Origin of the sequence: Methanobrevibacter sp. UBA417, from assembly GCF_002508845.1 — an archaeon.
In the GTDB taxonomy this organism is placed as follows: domain Archaea; phylum Methanobacteriota; class Methanobacteria; order Methanobacteriales; family Methanobacteriaceae; genus Methanobrevibacter_A; species Methanobrevibacter_A acididurans.
This window is the reverse complement of the sequence record NZ_DAZC01000031.1, coordinates 80987-101193: the sequence shown is the minus strand read 5'-3', so window position 1 is coordinate 101193 and position 20207 is coordinate 80987. Positions and strand designations below refer to the sequence as shown.

At 26.7% G+C, this 20207-nt stretch carries 21 protein-coding genes and 1 tRNA gene; 9 read left to right on the top strand and 13 right to left on the bottom strand.

All coding sequences use genetic code 11. The features are described from left to right. Positions 1-159: 159 nt before the first annotated feature. The 8 genes from rpl12p to BP769_RS07280 all read right to left on the bottom strand — a co-directional run bounded on the left by rpl12p (position 160) and on the right by BP769_RS07280 (position 6290). A complete protein-coding gene (gene rpl12p / locus BP769_RS07315) occupies positions 160-468 on the bottom strand; it encodes a 50S ribosomal protein P1 (protein ID WP_409198035.1) in 309 nt (102 codons plus the stop codon). Positions 469-558: 90 nt separating this feature from the next. After that, positions 559-1575: a 50S ribosomal protein L10 gene (locus BP769_RS07310; RefSeq protein ID WP_409198036.1), complete on the bottom strand. Its 1017-nt coding sequence runs from the start codon at positions 1573-1575 to the stop codon at positions 559-561. Further along, positions 1576-2214, bottom strand: a complete 639-nt coding sequence (locus BP769_RS07305; protein ID WP_413824478.1) for a 50S ribosomal protein L1 — start codon at positions 2212-2214, stop codon at positions 1576-1578. Between the two features lie 275 nt (positions 2215-2489). Next, entirely contained in the window at positions 2490-2972 is a 483-nt protein-coding gene (locus tag BP769_RS07300; protein ID WP_409198038.1) for a 50S ribosomal protein L11, read from the bottom strand. Further along, positions 2972-3439 (bottom strand): transcription elongation factor Spt5, encoded by a 468-nt coding sequence (locus BP769_RS07295; protein ID WP_409198039.1) that lies wholly within the window; start codon positions 3437-3439, stop codon positions 2972-2974. The genes BP769_RS07300 and BP769_RS07295 overlap by 1 nt, the downstream gene beginning before the upstream one ends. A 340-nt stretch (positions 3440-3779) precedes the next feature. Then, entirely contained in the window at positions 3780-3959 is a 180-nt protein-coding gene (locus BP769_RS07290; protein WP_409198040.1) for a protein translocase SEC61 complex subunit gamma, read from the bottom strand. Positions 3960-4180: 221 nt separating this feature from the next. Beyond that, positions 4181-5326, bottom strand: a complete 1146-nt coding sequence (gene ftsZ / locus BP769_RS07285) for a cell division protein FtsZ (RefSeq protein ID WP_413824480.1) — start codon at positions 5324-5326, stop codon at positions 4181-4183. Between the two features lie 400 nt (positions 5327-5726). After that, positions 5727-6290 (bottom strand): pyruvate kinase alpha/beta domain-containing protein, encoded by a 564-nt coding sequence (locus tag BP769_RS07280; protein WP_409198042.1) that lies wholly within the window; start codon positions 6288-6290, stop codon positions 5727-5729. 208 nt (positions 6291-6498) lie between these two features. On the opposite strand from BP769_RS07280, the gene BP769_RS07275 reads away from it, so the two are divergent. From BP769_RS07275 to BP769_RS07245, 7 genes are all read left to right on the top strand, one after another. Further along, positions 6499-7377, top strand: a complete 879-nt coding sequence (locus BP769_RS07275) for a coenzyme F420-0:L-glutamate ligase (protein ID WP_413862346.1) — start codon at positions 6499-6501, stop codon at positions 7375-7377. Between the two features lie 299 nt (positions 7378-7676). After that, a complete protein-coding gene (gene tfe / locus BP769_RS07270) occupies positions 7677-8198 on the top strand; it encodes a transcription factor E (protein ID WP_413824630.1) in 522 nt (173 codons plus the stop codon). A 151-nt stretch (positions 8199-8349) separates the two neighbouring features. Continuing rightward, a complete protein-coding gene (locus tag BP769_RS07265) occupies positions 8350-8847 on the top strand; it encodes a TIGR00295 family protein (RefSeq protein WP_409198043.1) in 498 nt (165 codons plus the stop codon). Continuing rightward, positions 8844-9752 (top strand): DUF5591 domain-containing protein, encoded by a 909-nt coding sequence (locus tag BP769_RS07260; protein WP_413824482.1) that lies wholly within the window; start codon positions 8844-8846, stop codon positions 9750-9752. Before BP769_RS07265 ends, BP769_RS07260 begins: the two co-directional genes overlap by 4 nt. A 112-nt stretch (positions 9753-9864) precedes the next feature. Next, positions 9865-10149, top strand: a complete 285-nt coding sequence (locus BP769_RS07255) for a metal-sulfur cluster assembly factor (protein WP_409198045.1) — start codon at positions 9865-9867, stop codon at positions 10147-10149. Between the two features lie 157 nt (positions 10150-10306). Beyond that, positions 10307-10381, top strand: a tRNA-Ile gene (locus BP769_RS07250). A 149-nt stretch (positions 10382-10530) separates the two neighbouring features. After that, the gene (locus BP769_RS07245) at positions 10531-11034 is read left to right on the top strand and encodes an amino acid-binding protein (RefSeq protein ID WP_409198046.1); all 504 of its coding nucleotides are present in this window, start codon (positions 10531-10533) and stop codon (positions 11032-11034) included. A gap of 74 nt (positions 11035-11108) precedes the next feature. On the opposite strand, the gene BP769_RS07240 is transcribed toward BP769_RS07245, so the two are convergent. Then, positions 11109-12986 carry an FUSC family protein gene (locus tag BP769_RS07240; protein WP_413824484.1) on the bottom strand — a complete coding sequence of 626 codons (1878 nt, stop codon included), beginning with the start codon at positions 12984-12986 and terminating at the stop codon, positions 11109-11111. A gap of 429 nt (positions 12987-13415) precedes the next feature. Further along, entirely contained in the window at positions 13416-13676 is a 261-nt protein-coding gene (locus BP769_RS07235; protein WP_409198049.1) for a HypC/HybG/HupF family hydrogenase formation chaperone, read from the bottom strand. Positions 13677-13945: 269 nt separating this feature from the next. On the opposite strand from BP769_RS07235, the gene BP769_RS07230 reads away from it, so the two are divergent. After that, complete coding sequence (locus BP769_RS07230) at positions 13946-15256, top strand: FAD-dependent oxidoreductase (RefSeq protein WP_409198050.1); 1311 nt, start codon at positions 13946-13948, stop codon at positions 15254-15256. A gap of 20 nt (positions 15257-15276) precedes the next feature. Here the strand turns inward: BP769_RS07230 and BP769_RS07225 are convergent, their stop codons facing one another. The 3 genes from BP769_RS07225 to BP769_RS07215 all read right to left on the bottom strand — a co-directional run bounded on the left by BP769_RS07225 (position 15277) and on the right by BP769_RS07215 (position 18601). Further along, positions 15277-16377: a glycosyltransferase gene (locus tag BP769_RS07225; RefSeq protein WP_409198051.1), complete on the bottom strand. Its 1101-nt coding sequence runs from the start codon at positions 16375-16377 to the stop codon at positions 15277-15279. 70 nt (positions 16378-16447) lie between these two features. Then, positions 16448-17404, bottom strand: coding sequence for a cell wall biosynthesis protein (locus tag BP769_RS07220; RefSeq protein WP_413824633.1), 957 nt, complete (start codon positions 17402-17404; stop codon positions 16448-16450). 135 nt (positions 17405-17539) lie between these two features. After that, entirely contained in the window at positions 17540-18601 is a 1062-nt protein-coding gene (locus BP769_RS07215) for an mRNA surveillance protein pelota (RefSeq protein WP_413824486.1), read from the bottom strand. A 134-nt stretch (positions 18602-18735) separates the two neighbouring features. Between BP769_RS07215 and BP769_RS07210 the strand changes: the two genes are divergently transcribed. Then, positions 18736-20040 carry a prephenate dehydrogenase gene (locus tag BP769_RS07210; RefSeq protein WP_409198053.1) on the top strand — a complete coding sequence of 435 codons (1305 nt, stop codon included), beginning with the start codon at positions 18736-18738 and terminating at the stop codon, positions 20038-20040. Positions 20041-20207 lie beyond the last annotated feature (167 nt).

The window sequence follows — 20207 nt, the reverse complement described above, 5'->3', positions numbered from 1 at the left end:
ATTTAAAAAGATTTTCTCTAAAAAATAGGTTTCTTGTAAAATTAGTATTAAATAATTATTTAAAATTTTTAAAGTAAAAAAAGTGAGATATAAACAAAATCCAATAAATTTGAGTTAAAAAAAGTAAAAAAAGAAAAAATAAAAAGAAATAGAAAAAATCTATCCGAAGAGAGCACCTAATCCAGCTGCTGCTTCTTCTTCAGCTTCTTCTTCTGATTCTTCTTCTTCCTCTTCCTCAGCTTCTTCTTCAGCAGGAGCTGCTGCTGCAGGAGCTGCTGCAGGAGCTGCAGCCATAGCTGCAGTTTCCATAGCTTCGTCTATGTCAACATCTTCTAAAGCTGCAATTAAAGCTTTAATTCTAGCATCATCAGCTTCTGCTCCAGCTGCTTCTATAATGTTTTTTACGTTTTCTTCATTAATTTCTTTATCAGTGGTGTGCAAAATCATTGCCGCATATATATATTCCATGTTATCACCATTTATTTTTATTATGTATAATTTTGTTTTTTTTATAAATTAGATGTGTTTTAAAACAATAAAAGTTTAAATTAAATATGATCAGCCAAACAAGGCACCTAACCCTGCCGCTGCTTCTTCTTCAGCTTCTTCTTCTGATTCTTCTTCATCTTCAGTTTCATCATCAGGAGTTTCTTCTACAACAGTTTCAACAACTGCTACAGGACGATTAGCTAATTTATCAACCAATTCATCACTAAGAGCTCCATCAACATCAGATACTTCACTAGCTAAAGCTAACATTTTAGCTTGAGCTAATCCTAATAAAATGTCAGTAGTTTCAGAAGTTAAAATTCCTGCTTCAACTGCAACATTAGTTGATTTAGTGAAAGCAGATCCTATAATTGCTGAAATAGTTTCTTTTGTAGGTATTGCTGCAAATACAGATAAATTGAAAGCTTGTTTATAAGCATTTTGAACATCTGCAAGAGTTTTTTCTTCATCAATAGCTAATACATCAGAAGGATAAACAGATTCTTCTTCATATACAGCTTGTAAATCAATTCCCACTTCCATAGGATTAATTCCTAATCGAGATAAAGTTGAAGCTGCTTGTTTAGAAACCGCTTCCCCTTCAGGGACCAATACACAATCTTTAGAAACTACGATTTTTCCCTTATCAATTTTAGCTTGAACTCCTACTTGTTGCAATTCCCCAAGGAATGGGCCTGGTTCAAAACCAGTGTCCCCAGCAGGAACAATAATATCTTCAGAAGCAATACTTCCCACTTTTGCAGGTGCAGAAGTTTTATTATCTTCCAATATTTTATATAACTTGAAAGGATTCATATCAGTTGCTACAATAGCAGGTTGACCTTCCATATATTCTGAAAGACCATTAATATTAACCTTTTCGTTGTTACAATCTTCAAAAGCTAAATTCATAAGATTTATTTTAGATAATCTAATAACAGCATGGTTGCCTAAAGATTTTCTCATTTCTTGAAGTTGTTTTGCAGGAATATTTAATAAATTAACAATTCCAATAACTTCATGAGAACTTATCATATCTTTTAGTTCTTTAACTTCTTGTTTCTTCCATTCAGCAACATGAGCCATTTAAATCACCCGCACTACTGAACCCATAGTTGTTTTAATAAACATGGATTTTATTTGGTTTCTTCCTTTCTCTAAGTTGCGGTCTAGAACTGCAAGAACAGTTTCAATATTTTCAGCTATTGCTTGGTCATCCATATCTTGTGTTCCAACTAAAACTTGAATAGAAGGTTGAGCTTTAACTCCGACTTTAATAGTACTTTGTAATCTTTCAAGTAAAGGATCAAGTTTGACACTTGCCGGTACTGGTTTAGGCATTTTCTTACGAGGCCCAAGTATAGGACCTAAGAATCTACCAACCACAGGCATCATATCAGCTTGAGCTACAAAAGAATCAGTAATATTTGCCATTTTTTTAGCAGCTTTTCTGTCTTTACCTAACTCTTCTAAGTCTTCTTTGGATAAAACAAGATCTATACCAGCGTTTTTAGCTTGAACTGCCAATTCCCCATCACCGATGACTCCGATATTAATATCTTTGCCTCGGCCATTAGGAAGAGCAACTTCCTCATCAAACCGATTTTCAGGTTTTTTGACATCCAAGTCTTTGATATTAATAATAATATCAATAGACTGTGTGAAGTTTCTCGGCTTTGACTGTTCTTTAGCCTCCTTCACCGCTTCTAATATTTCTTGTGTCATATCAAATCCTCCATGAACTTTAATAAGTTCATTGGATATATTTTTTTAATTTGGTTTCATGAGTAATCGAGAATTAGAAAACCATAAGCTATGATAATAAGAATTATTCATACTATGAGTTTTTTGTAATATAAACGATTACATGAATATAATTTAAATAAATTCTATATCAATTACAATAATTCACTACAAAAGTTTATTATTGTAACATCATATACAAAATATATTTTTTTTAACTAAATTTTTTAATTAATATGAGTATGTATAATAGAAGATTATTCTCCTAATATATCATCATACTCTCCAGCATCTACAGCTTTTTGAGCTTCTCTAGGATCTTTACCATCAACAGTAAGACCCATACTTACACAAGTACCCATAACTTCCTTAGCACCATGCTTATAATTATTAGCTAATAATGAATCATATTTCATTCTAGCAATTTTTAAAGCTTGTTCAACTGATAAATCAGCTGCAACTTCAGTACCAGGTTCATGAGAACCTTTTTCAATATTGAGCTCATCCATTATAAGAGCAGTAGTAGGAGGAGTACCAATTGCAATTTCAAAATCTTTTGTATCACTATCAATAGTGACTATAACAGGAACTTTCATTCCTTTGAAATCTGCACTTTTTTCGTTGATTTCTTCAACTACTTGCATCATATTAATACCGAAAGGGCCAATAGCAGGACCTAATGGTGGTCCCGGAGTGGCACTTCCACCTTCAATAAGGATTTCAACGGTATCTTTAGCCATTATTCAGCCTCCTTTTGAATAATTCTAATTTGATCAGCTTTGACAGTTACCGGAATCGGAACTGCTGCTTCTATTAGCTCGAGAACTACCTCTTCACGAGATTCATCTATACGAACCACTTTAGCTCTTTCACCTTTAAAAGGACCAGAAACAAGTTCAACAATACTTCCTTTTTGTATGGAAGATATAATCGGTTCTGGATTAAGGAATCTTTTTACTTCCTCAAAAGTGATACTGTGTTTTCCTTCAACAATTCCTCTCAAATGAGGAATTTTCATTACAGGATTACGCATATCAATTTTTGTGTATGATTCCACTATAATATAACCTTTTAATGATTCAGGAACAAGAATAGAAGTAATACCAATACCAGAATCTTGAGTCTTACGAGCTAACATTCTAGCAACATTTCTTTCTTGACCTGCTGAGGTTTTTAGAGCAAATATGGAATTTTGAATATCTTCCATGTAAAATTCACCTATATATAATTAACATTCTATTAATTAATAGAACAATAGATTAAATTATTTCATTATATAATCCAATTCAATTCTATTATATAATTAAAAAATAAAAGCTTAATATTGAATTAAACCACATTTAACTAATTTTCATTAATAAAGAAATATAATAAAATTAGATTTATATAATAATAATATATTTTAATAAACAAGTATTTAAACCTTTCAAATTTCAGATAAAAAAAGAAGAAAAATTAATTTTTAAAATTTTTACTTAATAATCAAAGTAAATAGTTAATTAAAAGAGTAAACATGAAAAAGAATAACTTAGTATTAAATCAAATTACTATAAATTTAGTAATTGACCAATAATAACAACAACAAAACCAACAGCACCGATAATTAAAATACCTATAGCTGCAACTTTAATAAAGTTACCATATTCTTCAGCATCAGGTTTTTTTGATACTCTAATAACTCTTTTACATTGTTTAATAAAATCATCAGTACTTTCTTTAAAACTCATTGAAAATCCCTGCATATTGATAATAAAAATAATTCTTAATAAAAATATTATTTATTAATAAAAAATTTAATTAAAATCACATTTTTTAAATTATAATAGTATTATTAACATGATTATTTATAAAGTTTTTCATTAAAAAAAATCTAAAAAATATTAAAAGATTAAATTAATTACTTAATCTTAATAAAAAAATAACTAAAAATTCTATTTAAATGGTACACTTAAAATATACCATCAATAAAATCATCTAAAGGATCAGCATCAGATTCAGAAATACTTTCAGATTTAGTTTCATCTAATTCTGAAAAATCAGGCTTTTCATTAAATTGATAGTGACCTTTAACACCTGAAACAATTATAGTTGTTCTAATAGCATTTTGTAAAGTTTCATCGATTTGAGCACCCCAAATAATATTAGCTTCAGGATCTAATTTATCTGCAACAATTTGAACTATCTTTTCAGATTCATGTAATGTTAAATCAGAACTACCAGAAATATTAATTAAAGCACCTTTAGCGTTAGAAATATCTAAATCTAATAAAGGACTACTTAAAGCTTCATGTACAGATTCTAAAGCTCTATCACCAGAATCAGATTCTCCCATTCCAATCATTGCCATACCAGAACCTTGCATAATAGATCTGATATCTGCAAAGTCGAGACTGACTAGACCAGTTTTAGTAATTAATTCTGTAATGCCTTTAACAGCACGACCTAATATTTCATCAGAAACCATGAAAGCTTTATTTAAAGGAAGATTAGGAGCAACTTCTAAAAGTTTATCATTTGGAATAACAATTACAGTATCTGAATTGTTTTGTAATTTTTCTAAACCTCTTTCAGCATTTTCTCTTCTTTTAATACCTTCAGCAGAAAATGGCATAGTAGCAACAGCAACAGTTAAAGCACCTGATTTTTTAGCTAATTTAGATATTATAGGTGCAGAACCTGTACCTGTTCCTCCCCCAAGACCACAAGTAACGAATACCATATCAGAACCATTTAACTCTTCTCTAATATCATCTTCACTTTCTTCAGCGCATTCTTCACCAACTGTTGGTTCACCACCAGCACCAAGACCACCACAAGTATTTCTACCTAAAAGTAATTTTTTATCAGCTTGACTGTAAAATAAATCTTGTGCATCAGTATTAACAGTAATTGTACTAGCCCCTTCAATACCCATTTCATTTAATCTTGAAATGGTATTATTACCTGCACCACCAGTACCTATAACAGAAATTCGAGCCCGGCTTTTATTAATTAATTCTAATAATTCTTCATCTAAATCAGATGAGGAATTGTTAACATCATCTTTTTCCATTCTTTTTTCAGATTCTTTTATTGCATCATCTATAAATTTCATTACTAACCCCACATTAAACTTTTTTTTTCTTAATAAGTCATGTCCATTCTAATAAAAATTAAGAAAAGTAAATAAAAACATTTAATAAAATCATATTATATCCCTAGATTAAGTTTAATACTCTTAATTTTTATTTACTCTGATTAAAAATTATCAATCCATCCATAATAACTAATTAATCAAAAAAACTATTTATAGTGTTTAATTAACTTATTAAGTATTGAATAGATAAAATATTGCTTTTAACTATTCCAAATAATGGTTAAATTTTAGTTTTATTATTAGTTTAATTTAACTAATTTATGTATTTTATTTAAATTTTTCAAGTATATAACTCTTATTAAAAAAATTAAAATTTTTATTTAAATAATAAAAAAAGTGTATTATGTTAATAAAAAAATTAATCTCTTGGCATAGCTATAATTTCATGAAATTTAATGTCAAAAACTTTAGTCATATTAACCGGAGTAATTACCGCAGCAGTGTCAACACCATGACCAGTACCACCAATTGCTATAATCTCTTCACCAACAGGGACTAAACCTGCATCAGCAAGCATGATAGTAATTTCAGCACAAACTTTAATGCCTTGAGAAAATGTTCTATAAGTTTGAGCAACAATTTCCACAGGGTTAAGTCCACCTAATTGTTTAGCAATACCCTTTCCAACACCACTTAAAGCATGAGATCCTACAAAAGTAACCACACCCATATTTTTTAGTTTAGATCTTGTATCTTCACTAATATCTAATTGGTTAGGTCCATGAAATCCGGCATGATGAGTAACATTAATAATTGTAACATCTTCTAAAGCATTAGCTAATTTAATAGCAGATTCTCCAGATGCAGAAGCAATAGCCACATATTTTATATTAGAACCTTTTAATCTGTCTTTAACTAATGAAATAAGTTCATCAGTATTTTCTTCTCCAGAATTTTCAAAATAAGTAATAGATTTTTTCATAATTAACAACCTTAATTATTTATTAATAATTTTTTTACTTAAAGTTTTAAAATAAATAAAAACTAAAAGAGTAAAACAATATTAATATATTTTTTAAAACATAAGATATAAAAATTTAGATTAATACAATTTAACACAACTTTAATTTTAAACTAAATCTTATTTTTTATAGAGGAAAAATATGAGTAACAGTACTTCAAATAATAAAATAAATACAAATTTAACAAACATAGACCACGATACAATATTCATAAAAAATTATGAAGTAATTCCTATAAAAACAACTTATATTGAACCTAATGAAAGTTTAAATAAACTAATTAATACAGTATTATCAAATTGTGAGAATGAAGATTATTTAATAATAGCTGAAACACCAATAAGCGTTTCTCAAGGAAGATTAGTTGATGAAAATAATTATCATCCCTCACTAAAATCAAAATTTTTAGCAAATGTTTGGAGTAAATATATTTGGGGATATTTTTTAGGACCATTATTAAGAATAAAAAAAAGAACTATTAAAAACTTAAGAAAATTACCTCAAGAAGCAGAAAAACATAAAGAATTAGTTTTAGATTTATATGGATGGAAACATGCATTAAAACCCGCTTCAGAAGCAGGAATTGATTTAAGTAATGCTCCTGGAACTTATGTATCTTTACTTCCCGAAAATCCTGAAAAAGTAGCAAAAGAAATTGCAAAAACAATAAAAGATGAAAGTGGTAAAGATTTGACTGTTTTAATAATTGATACTGATGCCACATATAAAATACATAACACATATTTTACTGGATTACCTATAGCTATCGACCCTATCAAAAAAAATCAAGGCATAATTGGTTATTTTTTCGGACAATTAGGATCAAATGAAGGCTCAACACCATTAGGTTGTTCAGAAAAAATAGAGATTAAAGAAGCTTTAAAATTAGCAAATATTGCAGAAGAATATCAAAAATCATTAGAAACTGCAATGGAAACAATTTACAGTGCAAAAAATGTTCTTAATTCAGAATATGATGAAGTAAGTGTAAATTCATTAGAATCAATAATTCACACCCCTGGTGTTTTATTAAGGAAAAAAAATTAATATTATTAATTTATTCTAAAATAATTTATTAAAAATAAAATAAATAATAAAACATTTATTAATAAATTAAAGTAATAAAATGCGAAAATTTATATTATAGTAAAAATATAGATAATATTAAAATTTTATAAAAACTTAATCCATACTTAACAATTTTAAAAAAACACTCTAATTCTAAACAGCTCAAAAACTGTCAAAATTTTTATTACTGACTCCTTACACTTAGAATTAGAAAGTGCAATGTAAATATTGAATTAAACACGCCAAAAAGAGGAAAGAATTAAATGCCAAAAAAATCAATATTAAAAGACCCATTAACCAAATCATTAATTATAGATGTTATTGAAGATGAAGAAAACCTACCCATTGTTCAAGCTTTAATAAAAGGGGTAAAAACTGACGAAGAAATAGCTGAAAAAACTCAAATTCGATTAAATATTGTTAGAAAAGTTTTATACAAACTTTACGATGCAAAATTAGCTAGTTATAAAAGAAGCAAAGACCCTGAAACCCAATGGTTCACTTATGCATGGAAATTTGACAGCAACGAAGTAAATGCCCAAATAGAAAATAAAGCAAATTCATTAATAAATAATTTACAAAGACAATTACAAAACGAAGAAAATAGTATGTTTTTCGTTTGCCCAAATGGTCATTCTAGATTTGACTTTGATAATGCTACAGAAAAAGGATTTATATGCCCAGACTGTGGTGAAGAAATAGTCTACGAAGATAATGGACCAAAAATAGAAAAAATTAAAGAAAAAATTGACATGTACAAAGATACTTACAAAGTCGCTTTATCTAACTCTGGAAAATAAAATTTTATAAAATTAATCTATTTTATTACTTCTAATTTTTTATTACTTTTTTTTATAAATTAATTTAAATATCAATTATTATTTTTAATAATAAAATTCTATTTTTTATATATAATATTAATCATAAATATAATATGAAAAAGGTTTTAATATGGAAATTGAACATCTCAAAAAAGTAGGATGTCCTGAATGGGTTATTAATCATTCAATAGCAGTTTATAAAAAAGCTTTAGAAATAAGTGAGTTTTATCCAGAAGCAGACAAAAAATTAATACGAGAAGGTGCTTTACTCCATGATATTGGCAGATCTAAAAGTAATAATATAGATCATGCATATATTGGAGGTCAAATTGCTAAAGAATTAGGTTATTCTCAAGAAGTGATAAATATAATAGAACGGCATATTGGTACTGGAATTTCAAAAAAGGAATCTGAAAAGATGAATATACCAACTAAAGATTATATTCCTAAAACTTTAGAAGAAAAAATAGTAGCTCATGCAGACAATTTATTAAATGGATCAACTGAAGTAGATGTAGAATTTACTGCAGATAAATGGAAAAAGAGATTAGGAAAAAACCATCCTAGCATAAATAAACTTTATAAAAATCATGAAGAATTAATTAAATCTAAGAGATTGAAACAATGAAAGTAATATGTTCAAACGAAGAATCATTATATCGGCCTGAAGCAATAAGATGGCGAAATCGTATGGAAATGATGAAACCATTAGGGGATGTAGTTGTAGTTTTACCTTGTAGTATGAAAAAACCATACTCTAACTCTAAATCACATCAAATGTTTAGAAGAGCAACTAAAGGATATCAAGAAGTAATTGTAACTTCACCATTTGGAATATGTCCTCGAGAAATGGAGAATACATTTCCTATACAATCTTATGATGCCGCCGTATCTGGAGATTGGAGTAATGAAGAAATAAAAGTAACTGGAGAATTACTAAAAAAATATGTAAGTGATAAAAATGTTATAGCCAATGTTCATGGAGGTTACGAAGAAGTTTGTAAAGAATATTTAGATAACTGTATTTATACCTGTGAAGATGGCAAACCAACATCCCATGATTCAATTTATAATTTAAGAATGGAACTTAAAAAATATAAAAAAATTAAAAAACATGACCGAACATTAAATGAATTACGTTCTATTAGTAAATACCAATTTGGATCAAATGGAGATAAATTTATTCCTGATGATGTAATTGCAAAGGGTAGATATCACAAAAAGATTTTTTCTAAGAATAAACAAATTGCAAGACTCAACATGGATTATGGTCTTTACACCTTAAATTTAGAAGGTGGAAAAATATTATTAAATAACAATATAAATGTAATAAAAATTAATTTTGATTTACAAACAAATACATTATTTTCTCCAGGAGTAGAAGAAGCAGACCCTAAAATAATCCCTAATGATGAAGTAGTAATTGTGAAAGATGATGAAGTTGTTGGTGTTGGAAAAGCTGTTTTAAATGGTGTTGAAATGGAGAAATCAAATAGTGGAATGGCTGTTAAAATTAGACATCGCAAAAAATAATAAACAATATATTTAAATACAAAAAATAATAATAGTGAATTAGTATTGTTATATACGATGAAAATTTTTTTATAACTATTTATATTCTAATAGAAGGTAAAGGAGATAAAATATGTCCGAAGAAATTATTGAAAAAATTAAAGAAGCTTGTAGAACTGTTAGCGATCCTCATATGGGAGTAAGTATCTTAGAAATGGGTATTTTAAGAAATATTGAGGTTGATGGAAAAATTGCTACTTTAACTATTCAACCTACTAATCCTAGTTGTATGAGTGTAACTCGTATTGCATCAGGTGTTAAACAAGCTACTGAAGCTTTAGATGAAATTGATAAATGTAATGTTACAGTTGTTGGTCATGTGATGGCAGATCAATTAACTGAAATGTTCAGTGCTTAAAATTTCATTACATTTGTTTCTAGATGAATAATTAATTTTTTTATTCATCTATAAAAAATTATTTTTTTCTAAATGTATACGAAAAGTATATATATTAAAAAAATCTTACATTATAATAGTTGTAATATTAATACAATTTTTATATTAAATTATACATAGGCTAGTGGCACAGCTTGGTTAGCGCGCACGGCTGATAACCGTGAGGTCATGGGTTCGAATCCCATCTAGCCTACTATTTTTAAATACTTTTTTTAAATACTTTTTTTAAAATATCAATATTTTTTTTCAAGAATTTTACAAATAATTTTATATATACCAAAATAGTATATTAATGTAATAAAAATAAACATTAATAATTAAAAATAGGAATTGGTGATATAAATGTGGGAAGAAATAGATACTAAATTCAAAAAATATCCTGCAAGAATGGCTGTCGCTCAAAAAATGATAGAATTAGGACTTAAAGTAGACAAAAATAAGAAAATCTATTGTGATAACTTAAAAATAAGTGATGCAGCATTAGCAAAAGCAGCAAAAGTGGATAGAAGAGTAATTAAATCCACAATTGAAACTATAATTAAGGATAAGGAACTATCAAACATTTTTGAGAATATCACACCTGCAGGAACATTATTAAAAAACATAGCTAAAAATTTAGGATTAGGTGTGATAGAAATAGAAGTCGGAGACGATAATGAAGGAATATTAGCTGCAGCATCAGCATTAATTTCATCAAAAAATATAAGCATAAGACAGGCTTATGCAAGTGACACTGAACTTGATGATAATCCAGTGCTAACTATAATTACTGAAGATTTTGTACCTGGAGATCTTATAAGTGAATTTTTAAAAATCCCGGGAGTTATTAGAGTTTCAATATATTAACTTTAAAAACTCTTTAAAAATATAAATAAATAATTTGTCATTCCCAAAAAAATTTAAAAAATAAAAATTTAAAGTTAACTAATATCTTTTGATAAATTAGTTAACATTAATCTTGTTTCATCACAAATATTTAACATGTTTTGGACTATTTCTAAATAGATTCTTTCATTTTTATTAAAATCTTTAACTAAATGATCTACTTTTTCAATATCCCAATTATTTTTATTAAAATCATCAAGTAAATCTATAGCCAATATTTTAACATTATTTGAAAGATTATCTACCCGTAATGTATTTCTAAGTAATGTACATTGTGCAGTTATTTCATTTTGGTTTTTCAAAATAGTATCAATATCTTCATTTTCATCTTGTTGATTATTAACTTCAATTTTATCAGAAATTAAACTAGTTTTAAGTATAATAACAGCATTTTTAACATCATCAACATCCCCAGATAATGCTTCCTTTAAATTATTAATTTGCTCCATATTTAATTTCATCTGCTTTTTACAAATATTTAAATCTTCTTTTATCAATGTATAAGGCATAATAATAAAATTTGCAGGTACTGCCACTACAATTCCTAACCCTACAAAAAGGAACCTTAAAATCATGGACATGTTAGCAGGATACATTGAAAATGAATAAAATACTGCTTGTAAAGTAATAAATATTGTGTCAATATCATACCTTTCAGGCTTTACCAATGTATAAACATAACTTATAATCATTATTAAAATAACTGTAGTATTAGCTGTGTTTAAATGAGTTCCTAATGCATAATTAAATAAATTAAAGTTTCCAAGGAATGCTAAAGCTAGTATAGAGAATATTATTAAACCTATTGTAGTTCCAATAATCCTATATTTAGATTTAGAAATAACATTCTCTTTATAAGGCAATATTATTGCAAGAGAAGTACATGCTAACCATCTTGCATCAGGTATATTAAAATAAATACCAATAAATTCCCAAAATGCTACAATAACAGCTAATCTAAATGCAAAAGTAAATTTAACAGAATCCTTATTGAAGTTTTCTTTAAAAATAGTTTTTATTCTAAATTCCCGAGGAATTTTAGATTCACGAACTATTTCTTCATTAGGTTCTTCAGATAAATAATTTAATTCATAATGAATAATTTTAAGATTAGATAAAATCCCATAACCAATTGATTGATGAGAACTAATAAATTTATTTATCTCTTCAAGAACAGAATTTAATTTAGTATTTTCATTTGTCTCTTGATGATATGTTTCATGTTCTATTAAATCATCTATTAACTTATCTAAATCTTTTAAATTATTATAATCATAATTATTTCTACAAACTGCCAAACCAATTTGTTCTATAGCTATTGTAAGATTCATTATTGATCTATTTTTAGGAGAAGTATAATAATTTTCTTCTAATCTATCATAAATAGCAGATTTGATAATTTTAATATTACTAATTAATACATCTTCAGAAACTTCTTTTCCTTTAATTTTTTCAGCAATGCAATTTTTTATTTCAGCCAAAAGTCCATTAATCCCTTTATGTGTTTGTGTTTTTAATTTATTTTTATTTAACAAAATGTTTATTCCAATAATAACTATGGATCCAACAACAACAGATAAAATTCTTAAAGGCAAAGCACTTAATGGCACTGGTGTAGACATAATTAACATATATCCTAATATAAATGGAAAGTATAACGGACTTTTTAAATCATGCATCATTAGATATATTATTAAAAAAATTAAACCAAAAATAAGAAAAATTCCTAGTACTGATGAGGCAGTAGTTAAATAACAAACTACAACAATACTAATATTTAATAGGATCATTCCAATTAGACTAGAGACTGGTTTTTGACTTAAATCTTGTCCAAGCATCATAAGTAATGTAACTAGAATCATTACCCCAACCATAGTATTATCTGAACCAAAAATAGCTACAAATAATCCCATAAAACCAATTAAAATAATGAAAAATAAAGTTTTACTTGCTATAAATTTTAAATCTATGATAATTCCTCCAAATTTTATAACATTATAAAAATAATATTAACATTTAAAAAAAATTCATTCTTTAAATTATTATATGTTTTTATAACTTTAATATAACCTTTTTGAATATTTTTTTCTTTTTAAAATTTATAGATATCACATAAAATACTAAAAAATTTTTAACTAGGTTATTAAATAGGTAAAATGAAAAAATGATTTTTTAAATTAAATAAAAAATAGATTAATTAAAAGTAAATGATTATAAAATAAAAAAGAATGGTGGTTATTTTTTTAATTAAAAAATAAATAATGAAAAATTAGGTATAAAAAATTTATATTGAAATATATTTATATTTTTTAAATAAGATTTTATATAAATTTATAATTTAATTAATCCATTGACTCAGCACGTTCTCTGTCTTCTTCATCAAGAACATCTAAAAGTTCATCCCATGCTTCTAAAGATTCTTTTGCAGCTTGTTCAGACAATTTTTCAATAGCATAACCTGCATGAACTAAAACATAATCATCTAACTGTATGTCTGGCATTAAATCTATACGAGCTTTCTGTTTAACTCCACCAAATTCAACAAAAGCTATTTTATCATCTTTATTCAATTCTACAACCTTAGCTGGTGCGGCTATACACATAAATATCTATCTCCCACAAATTAATTATAATAATTGTTTTATACATATATCTTATAAACATACATATTTATAAAATTAATTAAGATAATAACAAATGCAAAAAATTTAATAATAATTTTAATTAATTCTTTTAAAATAAAAAATCATTGAAAAGTTATAATCTATTTAATTAATATATAACATTACTATAGTATAAATTAAAGATATTAATGATTTGTTAAAACAAAAACAAAAAAAATGCATTTATAAAAACAAACAATGTGACAAAAATGGAAAATATAGTTATTGGAGCAGGACCTGCAGGAAGATTAGCTGCATTAGAACTTGGAAGATTAGGAAAAGAAGTATTACTTATAGAACAAAAGTATATTGCGGGAACATGTTTAAATGAAGGTTGCATGGTTATATGTGCTTTAAATGATGTAGCAAAATTTTTAAACGAAAGCAAACGATATGAAGATTTAGGATTTATAAAAACTAATACAGATTTTTCTTATGAAAAAATGGTAGAAAAAATTAAAGAAACACAAGTAATTCTTCGAAAAATTAATGAAAGTGATAATAAAAATGTAGGGAATCAAATTATTTATGGAAAAGCAGAATTAAGTATCGATGAAAATGATGAAATAAATGTTAAAGTTAATGGAAATATATATCATCCTGATAATGTTTTGATTGCTACAGGAGCAAGACCATTTATTCCAAATATTTCTGGAGCAAAATATGCTTTAACTAGTAGTGATGTGCTTAAATTAAAAGAAATTCCAAAGAAATTAAACATCATAGGTGGAGGAATAATTGCATGCGAATTAGCAAATATATTTTCTTCTTATGGAAGTGAAGTTAATATTTTCGCAAGAAGCACTGTATTGAAAAATTTAGAACCTAAAATCCAAAATTACACAGTACAAAAATTATTGAAAAAAATTAACATTCACGAAAACACAACCATTAAAGAAATTAAAAAAGATGAAATCATTACAACATCTGGAAATTACAGTGGAAAAACATTAATAGCAACTGGAAGAACACCAAATACAGACAAATTTAAAGATATTATAAAGTTAAATAATGATAAAACTATTAAAGTAGATAAAATGATGAAAACTTCTCACCCCAATATTTATGCTGCAGGGGATGTAATTGGAGGAATCCAACTAACACCAGTTGCACGAAGAGAAGGAATAACAGCAGCAAGGAATATGGCAGGATATTCAAATGAAATATATTATAATAACACCCCAGAATCAATAAGTTTAGATATGGATGTTAGTTTCATACAAAATAAGAAAGATACTGAAAAATTAAAAGAAGAAATTACAAACATAACTATACCTGGAGGTGCTGGTCCTGGAGCATTTTGGAAAGCATTGAGTTCAGAAACAGGTTTAACAAGTGTAGATCTAAATAATAAAACAGGAAAAATCGAAAATATAAGTGCAATATCTCCTTCTAGTGTAGATGATACTGCATATATGGCATTCCTAATGAATTTAGGCATTACAAAAGAAGATTTTAATGATTTTTTAGAATTACACCCATCAACAGATATGTACTATAAAATCATGAAGTTTATGTAAAAATATAAAAAAATAAATTTTTATTTATTTTTTTTGGATTCAGATATAATAATATCTGCTATTTTTTTACCGGCAGATAAAACTTCTTGACTATATTCAGTAGTTTTAGCCTGTATACTATTTAAATTATTTAAAGTATCAAAAATTTTATCATTTAAATCAATAATATCAGATTCAACAACTGCACCCGGGAAAATTGCAGCCATATTGTGATAACGACCATATTTTACTTTTGTTAATGCCATACAAGGCAATTCACAAGCCATAGATTCTTGAATCATGTTCCCATCATCTGTAAGAACCGCCAAATCAGTTATGGCATAACAATCCTTAATCCAATCAATATACCCTAAATTAATTACCTTAGACTCATCAACCATATCCAAATATTCTTTTTTCAATGGATCACCAACAAGCAAAATATTATATTCATCATTAACAACATCTGTAAAATTTTTTAATGCTTTAACAGACATTTCAAATAATGAAGAACCAGATGAAAAGAGTAAAGTAGTTTTATCTGCATCAAATTCCGCAATAGACTTTCCAGGATTATTATCTTTAAGTTCTAAAATATGTTGAGTAATATTTTTTAAACCATTAGATTTATCTCCTTTGGTTATACCCGGAGTTAATGGGAAAAATGATTTTTCTAAGTTAGGTGGAAGATTTTTTGATTTAAATAATTGATTTTCCGGCAAAACAATACAATGATTTAATCTTGAACAAACTTTAGAATCTAAAGGAGTATCAATTAATGCCACAGCAGGAACTTTAGCTAATTTAGCTGCAATACAACCTATAACAGCCCCACCACCAATAATACCAACAACAACATCAGGTTTAATATGTTGAATCAATTTCTTTGTTTCTCGTGCAGCTTTTAATGTTTTACCCCCTGCTTTAATAGTGGATATTTTACTAGCTGCATGCCCCCCAGCTTGAGGAATAGATACTTTATGCCAAGAATAACCATTTTTTTCATATAATAATCCAGGAGCATTATGATCTAAAGCTATTTCACATTTAACTCCCTCTTTTTCTAGGGATTTAACAACATTTAAACCTACTCTAGCATCTCCCCCTAAACCTCTCCCAGTAATAACTAATAACGCTTTCATAATTACAAACCCATAAATAAATATAATATAATATAATATTTTTTAAAAAAATATAAAAAAGTTATCTAATTTAAAGAAATTTTCTAAGACTATTTTTATTAACCTGTCGATCATTAGAAAAATGTTGTTTATTATTTGGTGCAAAAGGATTATACAATAATCTTCTAAATCCTAATATTATTAATAAAGGATTAGAAACTCTAATTTGTCTTTGACCTAATACTATTTTTCTAAAAAGATCTCCTAATCCCCCACCTGTTAATACATCCATAAAATAATCCCCAAAAGTAGGATTATAAATTTTTAACTTTCGAGATAAGAACCTATAAAGATTATTTCTTCTAATAAATGCAATTAAAATTGTGGTGATAATGAAGAAAATTAATGTACACCAAAATCCACCTAGCATATAGAAGGAAATACCTAAAGCTATAGCAAATGAGTGATTACCAACTTCACCTAACATTATCTTTCCAAAGTAATCTAAAGGAGCATAACCTAAACATACGGCTAAAATTAATAAAGGAGTATAAAATGCTGGTAACTCTAATATAGGTGCTGTACCTATTATAACCATTAAAATTGAAACTATAGCTGCAAGTATAAATACAACACTACAAGTAGAACCTGGTTGCATATCTGAAATATTAACTGGTTGAACAAGTAATGCAACAAGTATAGAAGACCATCCCATTAATGGGAAACCAATAATCATTACTAATAACATTCCTACACCACGGAATAATTGGCCCCACTCTACATTTAAATTTAATATTTTACGTCTACCTAATAAATCATCAACAAATGCAAATATACCAATAACAAGTACCAAATCATTGAATCCCTGTGGTAGATATAAACTTAATAATATGAAAGGAATCAAACCGATTGCTCGAGGAGTTCCACCTCTAATATTCTGATATAAATTGCCTAATAATCTTCTTTTACCTAAGAAACGGAAAATTATATTTAATACCATTGTTCCAAAAAAAGATAATAAGAATACGCCTAATAGTTGAAGATACATGGAGAACATGTTTTTTTAACACCCAAATTATTTATAAAAACTAATTAAAGAATAAATTAGTTATTTTTAAATATTAACATATTGTTAAAACTGATATATAATTGTTTTCAAAATTAAAAAAATTAAAAAAAAAGCTTAATTTACAGGATAACGAAGTAAAGCAGCAATACTTCCAAGGGATTCTAACTGTTTACCTCCTTCATGTTCACTACTTATAACAATTACTTTCCCAGACATGTTTTCAACCATATCCATTAAATTTTCTAAATTTTTACTTTTAATTGAATTATCTAAAACAAGCAATTTTTCAACAGCCCCAGAATTAACAGCTTTATTAACTTCTTCCCTACCATAGGCTACTTTAGAAGTTCCCTTTGACATTTCTTCAAAAAGTTTTTCTAATATTGACATTTCATAAGCTATTCTATTTTCTGAGGTTAATTTTTCAACAGTACCATTTTTAAGAACTTCATAAATTCCAGACCGACCTCCAGAGCCAGTGTTTTCTAATATGGATTTTTTAGCAATCTTTGGGAATTTATCTTTTAAATATTTAAAAAAATCATTTTTATAAAATCCTGGACCTGCAATGATAAAAGTTGAAACATCCTCAAAACGATTAATAACTTCAATAATACTTTGATAAAATTGGTTTAATTTTTTTTGACGACTTTTATCTAAAATTCGTTTACCTGAAATATTTCCCATAATAGGACCATAATATTCTACACCAAATTGACGAATCAAACCAATATCCGCAACATCATCTTCTAAACTAATAATAATAGCAGATAATTTTTTTGATGCTTTAATAGACTGATTAATTCTTTTTAAAATCCAATTTGACCATACTTCTTTACTAATTTTAATAGGAGTATTGATTTTTGCTTCAATTGTGTGATGAGAACCTAAAGGGATAATATCTTCTGGACCTTGAATAATTGGGCCAGTAAGTCTTAATTTACCTGTAAAAATATGAAAATTAATATTTTCAACTGATATTCCTAATGTAAAAGTTTTTTTAACACCTCGATCACTTCTAAGTTTATCCCCTGTTGTATCTTGAATACGACGAGAAGTTTTAGAATATATATTATCCCCAACTTCTATTATATGAGACAAATGCCATAAATCGTCTAATGTTTCTGGAAGAAGATTCATAACCCCATTTTTTTTATCTTGATAAATTATTTTCATTACAAATATACTCCTATATTACAGATTTTAAAGTTTTTAATATAATATATTATAATAATAAATAATATAATTATTAAATAATAAAAAAAAGATTTAATTTTATACAATATAAAATTTGTCATAGCAGGATTAAAATGAAAATTGGAATTATTGGTGGAACTCGGGGATTAGGAAAAACATTAGCTTGGTTCTTTAAAAGAGAAAATTTTGATGTAACTATTACAGGTAGAGATGAAACTGTTGGGAAAATTACTAGTTATGAATTAAATGTTAATTATTCCTCAAATAATGAAGAGGTTGTAAAATCTAGCGACATAATCATTATATCTGTCCCCATATCAAGCACAAAGGATGTTATTAAGGAATTAGCACCTAAAATGACACCTGGATCTTTACTTATAGATGTTACAAGTGTAAAAGAAGGACCTTCTAAAATTATGGAAAAATATGTTCCAAAAGATGTAGAGTTTATTCCAACTCACCCAGTTTTTGGTCCGAGAACAACAAGTTTAAATGGGCAAATAATAGTTTTAACTCCTAAAAAGAAAGGAAAATGGTATCCTAAAGTAAAAAAATTTTTAAAAAATAAAAAAATGAAAGTTATTGAAACTGTACCACAAGAACATGACAAAATGATGGCTATAGTACAAGTATTAACCCATTTTTCTTATATTTCTACTGCATATGCTATTGCTAAATTAAATGTTAATGTGAAAGATACTCAAGATTTTGAAAGTCCTATTTATAATCTTATGATAGATATGATTGCTAGAATAGTATCTCAAAACCCTTTTTTAACTTATTCTATACAATTAGAAAATAAAAATGGGGAACTTGTTCGCCAAACTTTTGCTGATGCAGTATGTGAATTAAAAGATGTAATTTCTACTAAAGATGAAGACAAATTTGTAGATATAGCATTAATAGCAACTAAAAACATGGGCGATATTCAGTCTGCTTTAGGTAGAAGTGATAAAGCTATTAATTCTCTTAATCATGAATCAAATATTTTAAAAATGTCTATTGGTAAAGAAATAGGTTTAAAACATATATACTCTGGAATTGTTCATATAGGAATTTTAGAAGATTTAGGTCCTGAATTCTTAAAATTAAATACTAATAAACATCACAAAAAATTAAAAATTTCTAATGTTGAAGTTTTAAGTGAAAAGGAGTTAATCCAATGGAAAATTAAACTTCAAAAAAATTATTCTCAATCTATTAGTTGTGTTTTCCCATTAACAGCTGATCAATATGTGATTAAAGATACTATTAATAATATTAAAGATATTACAAATGTTAAAATTATTGATGTTTATACTGGGCCACAAATTCAAGAAGGTTTTACTAGTTTTACTTTTAAGATTGAAGCATTGAATAATGCTGCATTTGAATCAACAAAAAATATATTAAAGGGTTTTGGAGGGGTTATTAGATAATATTTTTTTAAATTTTTTTATTTTTTAAATAATATATAACGAACTTAAAATATTTTAATAACAAAATGTAACTACTTATTAAAAACAAATAAAACATGACAAAAATGATTTATAAGATATTATAATGAATTTTAAATCTAAAATAATATATTTATAATATAAAATAA

Coding starts and splice junctions, on each gene's coding strand:
- rpl12p (WP_409198035.1), bottom strand. CDS start 468: ATGGAATATATATATGCGGCAATGATTTTGCACACCACTGATAAAGAA.
- BP769_RS07310 (WP_409198036.1), bottom strand. CDS start 1,575: ATGGCTCATGTTGCTGAATGGAAGAAACAAGAAGTTAAAGAACTAAAA.
- BP769_RS07305 (WP_413824478.1), bottom strand. CDS start 2,214: ATGACACAAGAAATATTAGAAGCGGTGAAGGAGGCTAAAGAACAGTCA.
- BP769_RS07300 (WP_409198038.1), bottom strand. CDS start 2,972: ATGGCTAAAGATACCGTTGAAATCCTTATTGAAGGTGGAAGTGCCACT.
- BP769_RS07295 (WP_409198039.1), bottom strand. CDS start 3,439: ATGGAAGATATTCAAAATTCCATATTTGCTCTAAAAACCTCAGCAGGT.
- BP769_RS07290 (WP_409198040.1), bottom strand. CDS start 3,959: ATGAGTTTTAAAGAAAGTACTGATGATTTTATTAAACAATGTAAAAGA.
- ftsZ (WP_413824480.1), bottom strand. CDS start 5,326: ATGAAATTTATAGATGATGCAATAAAAGAATCTGAAAAAAGAATGGAA.
- BP769_RS07280 (WP_409198042.1), bottom strand. CDS start 6,290: ATGAAAAAATCTATTACTTATTTTGAAAATTCTGGAGAAGAAAATACT.
- BP769_RS07265 (WP_409198043.1), top strand. CDS start 8,350: ATGGAAATTGAACATCTCAAAAAAGTAGGATGTCCTGAATGGGTTATT.
- BP769_RS07260 (WP_413824482.1), top strand. CDS start 8,844: ATGAAAGTAATATGTTCAAACGAAGAATCATTATATCGGCCTGAAGCA.
- BP769_RS07255 (WP_409198045.1), top strand. CDS start 9,865: ATGTCCGAAGAAATTATTGAAAAAATTAAAGAAGCTTGTAGAACTGTT.
- BP769_RS07245 (WP_409198046.1), top strand. CDS start 10,531: ATGTGGGAAGAAATAGATACTAAATTCAAAAAATATCCTGCAAGAATG.
- BP769_RS07240 (WP_413824484.1), bottom strand. CDS start 12,986: ATGGGATTATTTGTAGCTATTTTTGGTTCAGATAATACTATGGTTGGG.
- BP769_RS07235 (WP_409198049.1), bottom strand. CDS start 13,676: ATGTGTATAGCCGCACCAGCTAAGGTTGTAGAATTGAATAAAGATGAT.
- BP769_RS07230 (WP_409198050.1), top strand. CDS start 13,946: ATGGAAAATATAGTTATTGGAGCAGGACCTGCAGGAAGATTAGCTGCA.
- BP769_RS07225 (WP_409198051.1), bottom strand. CDS start 16,377: ATGAAAGCGTTATTAGTTATTACTGGGAGAGGTTTAGGGGGAGATGCT.
- BP769_RS07220 (WP_413824633.1), bottom strand. CDS start 17,404: ATGTATCTTCAACTATTAGGCGTATTCTTATTATCTTTTTTTGGAACA.
- BP769_RS07215 (WP_413824486.1), bottom strand. CDS start 18,601: ATGAAAATAATTTATCAAGATAAAAAAAATGGGGTTATGAATCTTCTT.
- BP769_RS07210 (WP_409198053.1), top strand. CDS start 18,736: ATGAAAATTGGAATTATTGGTGGAACTCGGGGATTAGGAAAAACATTA.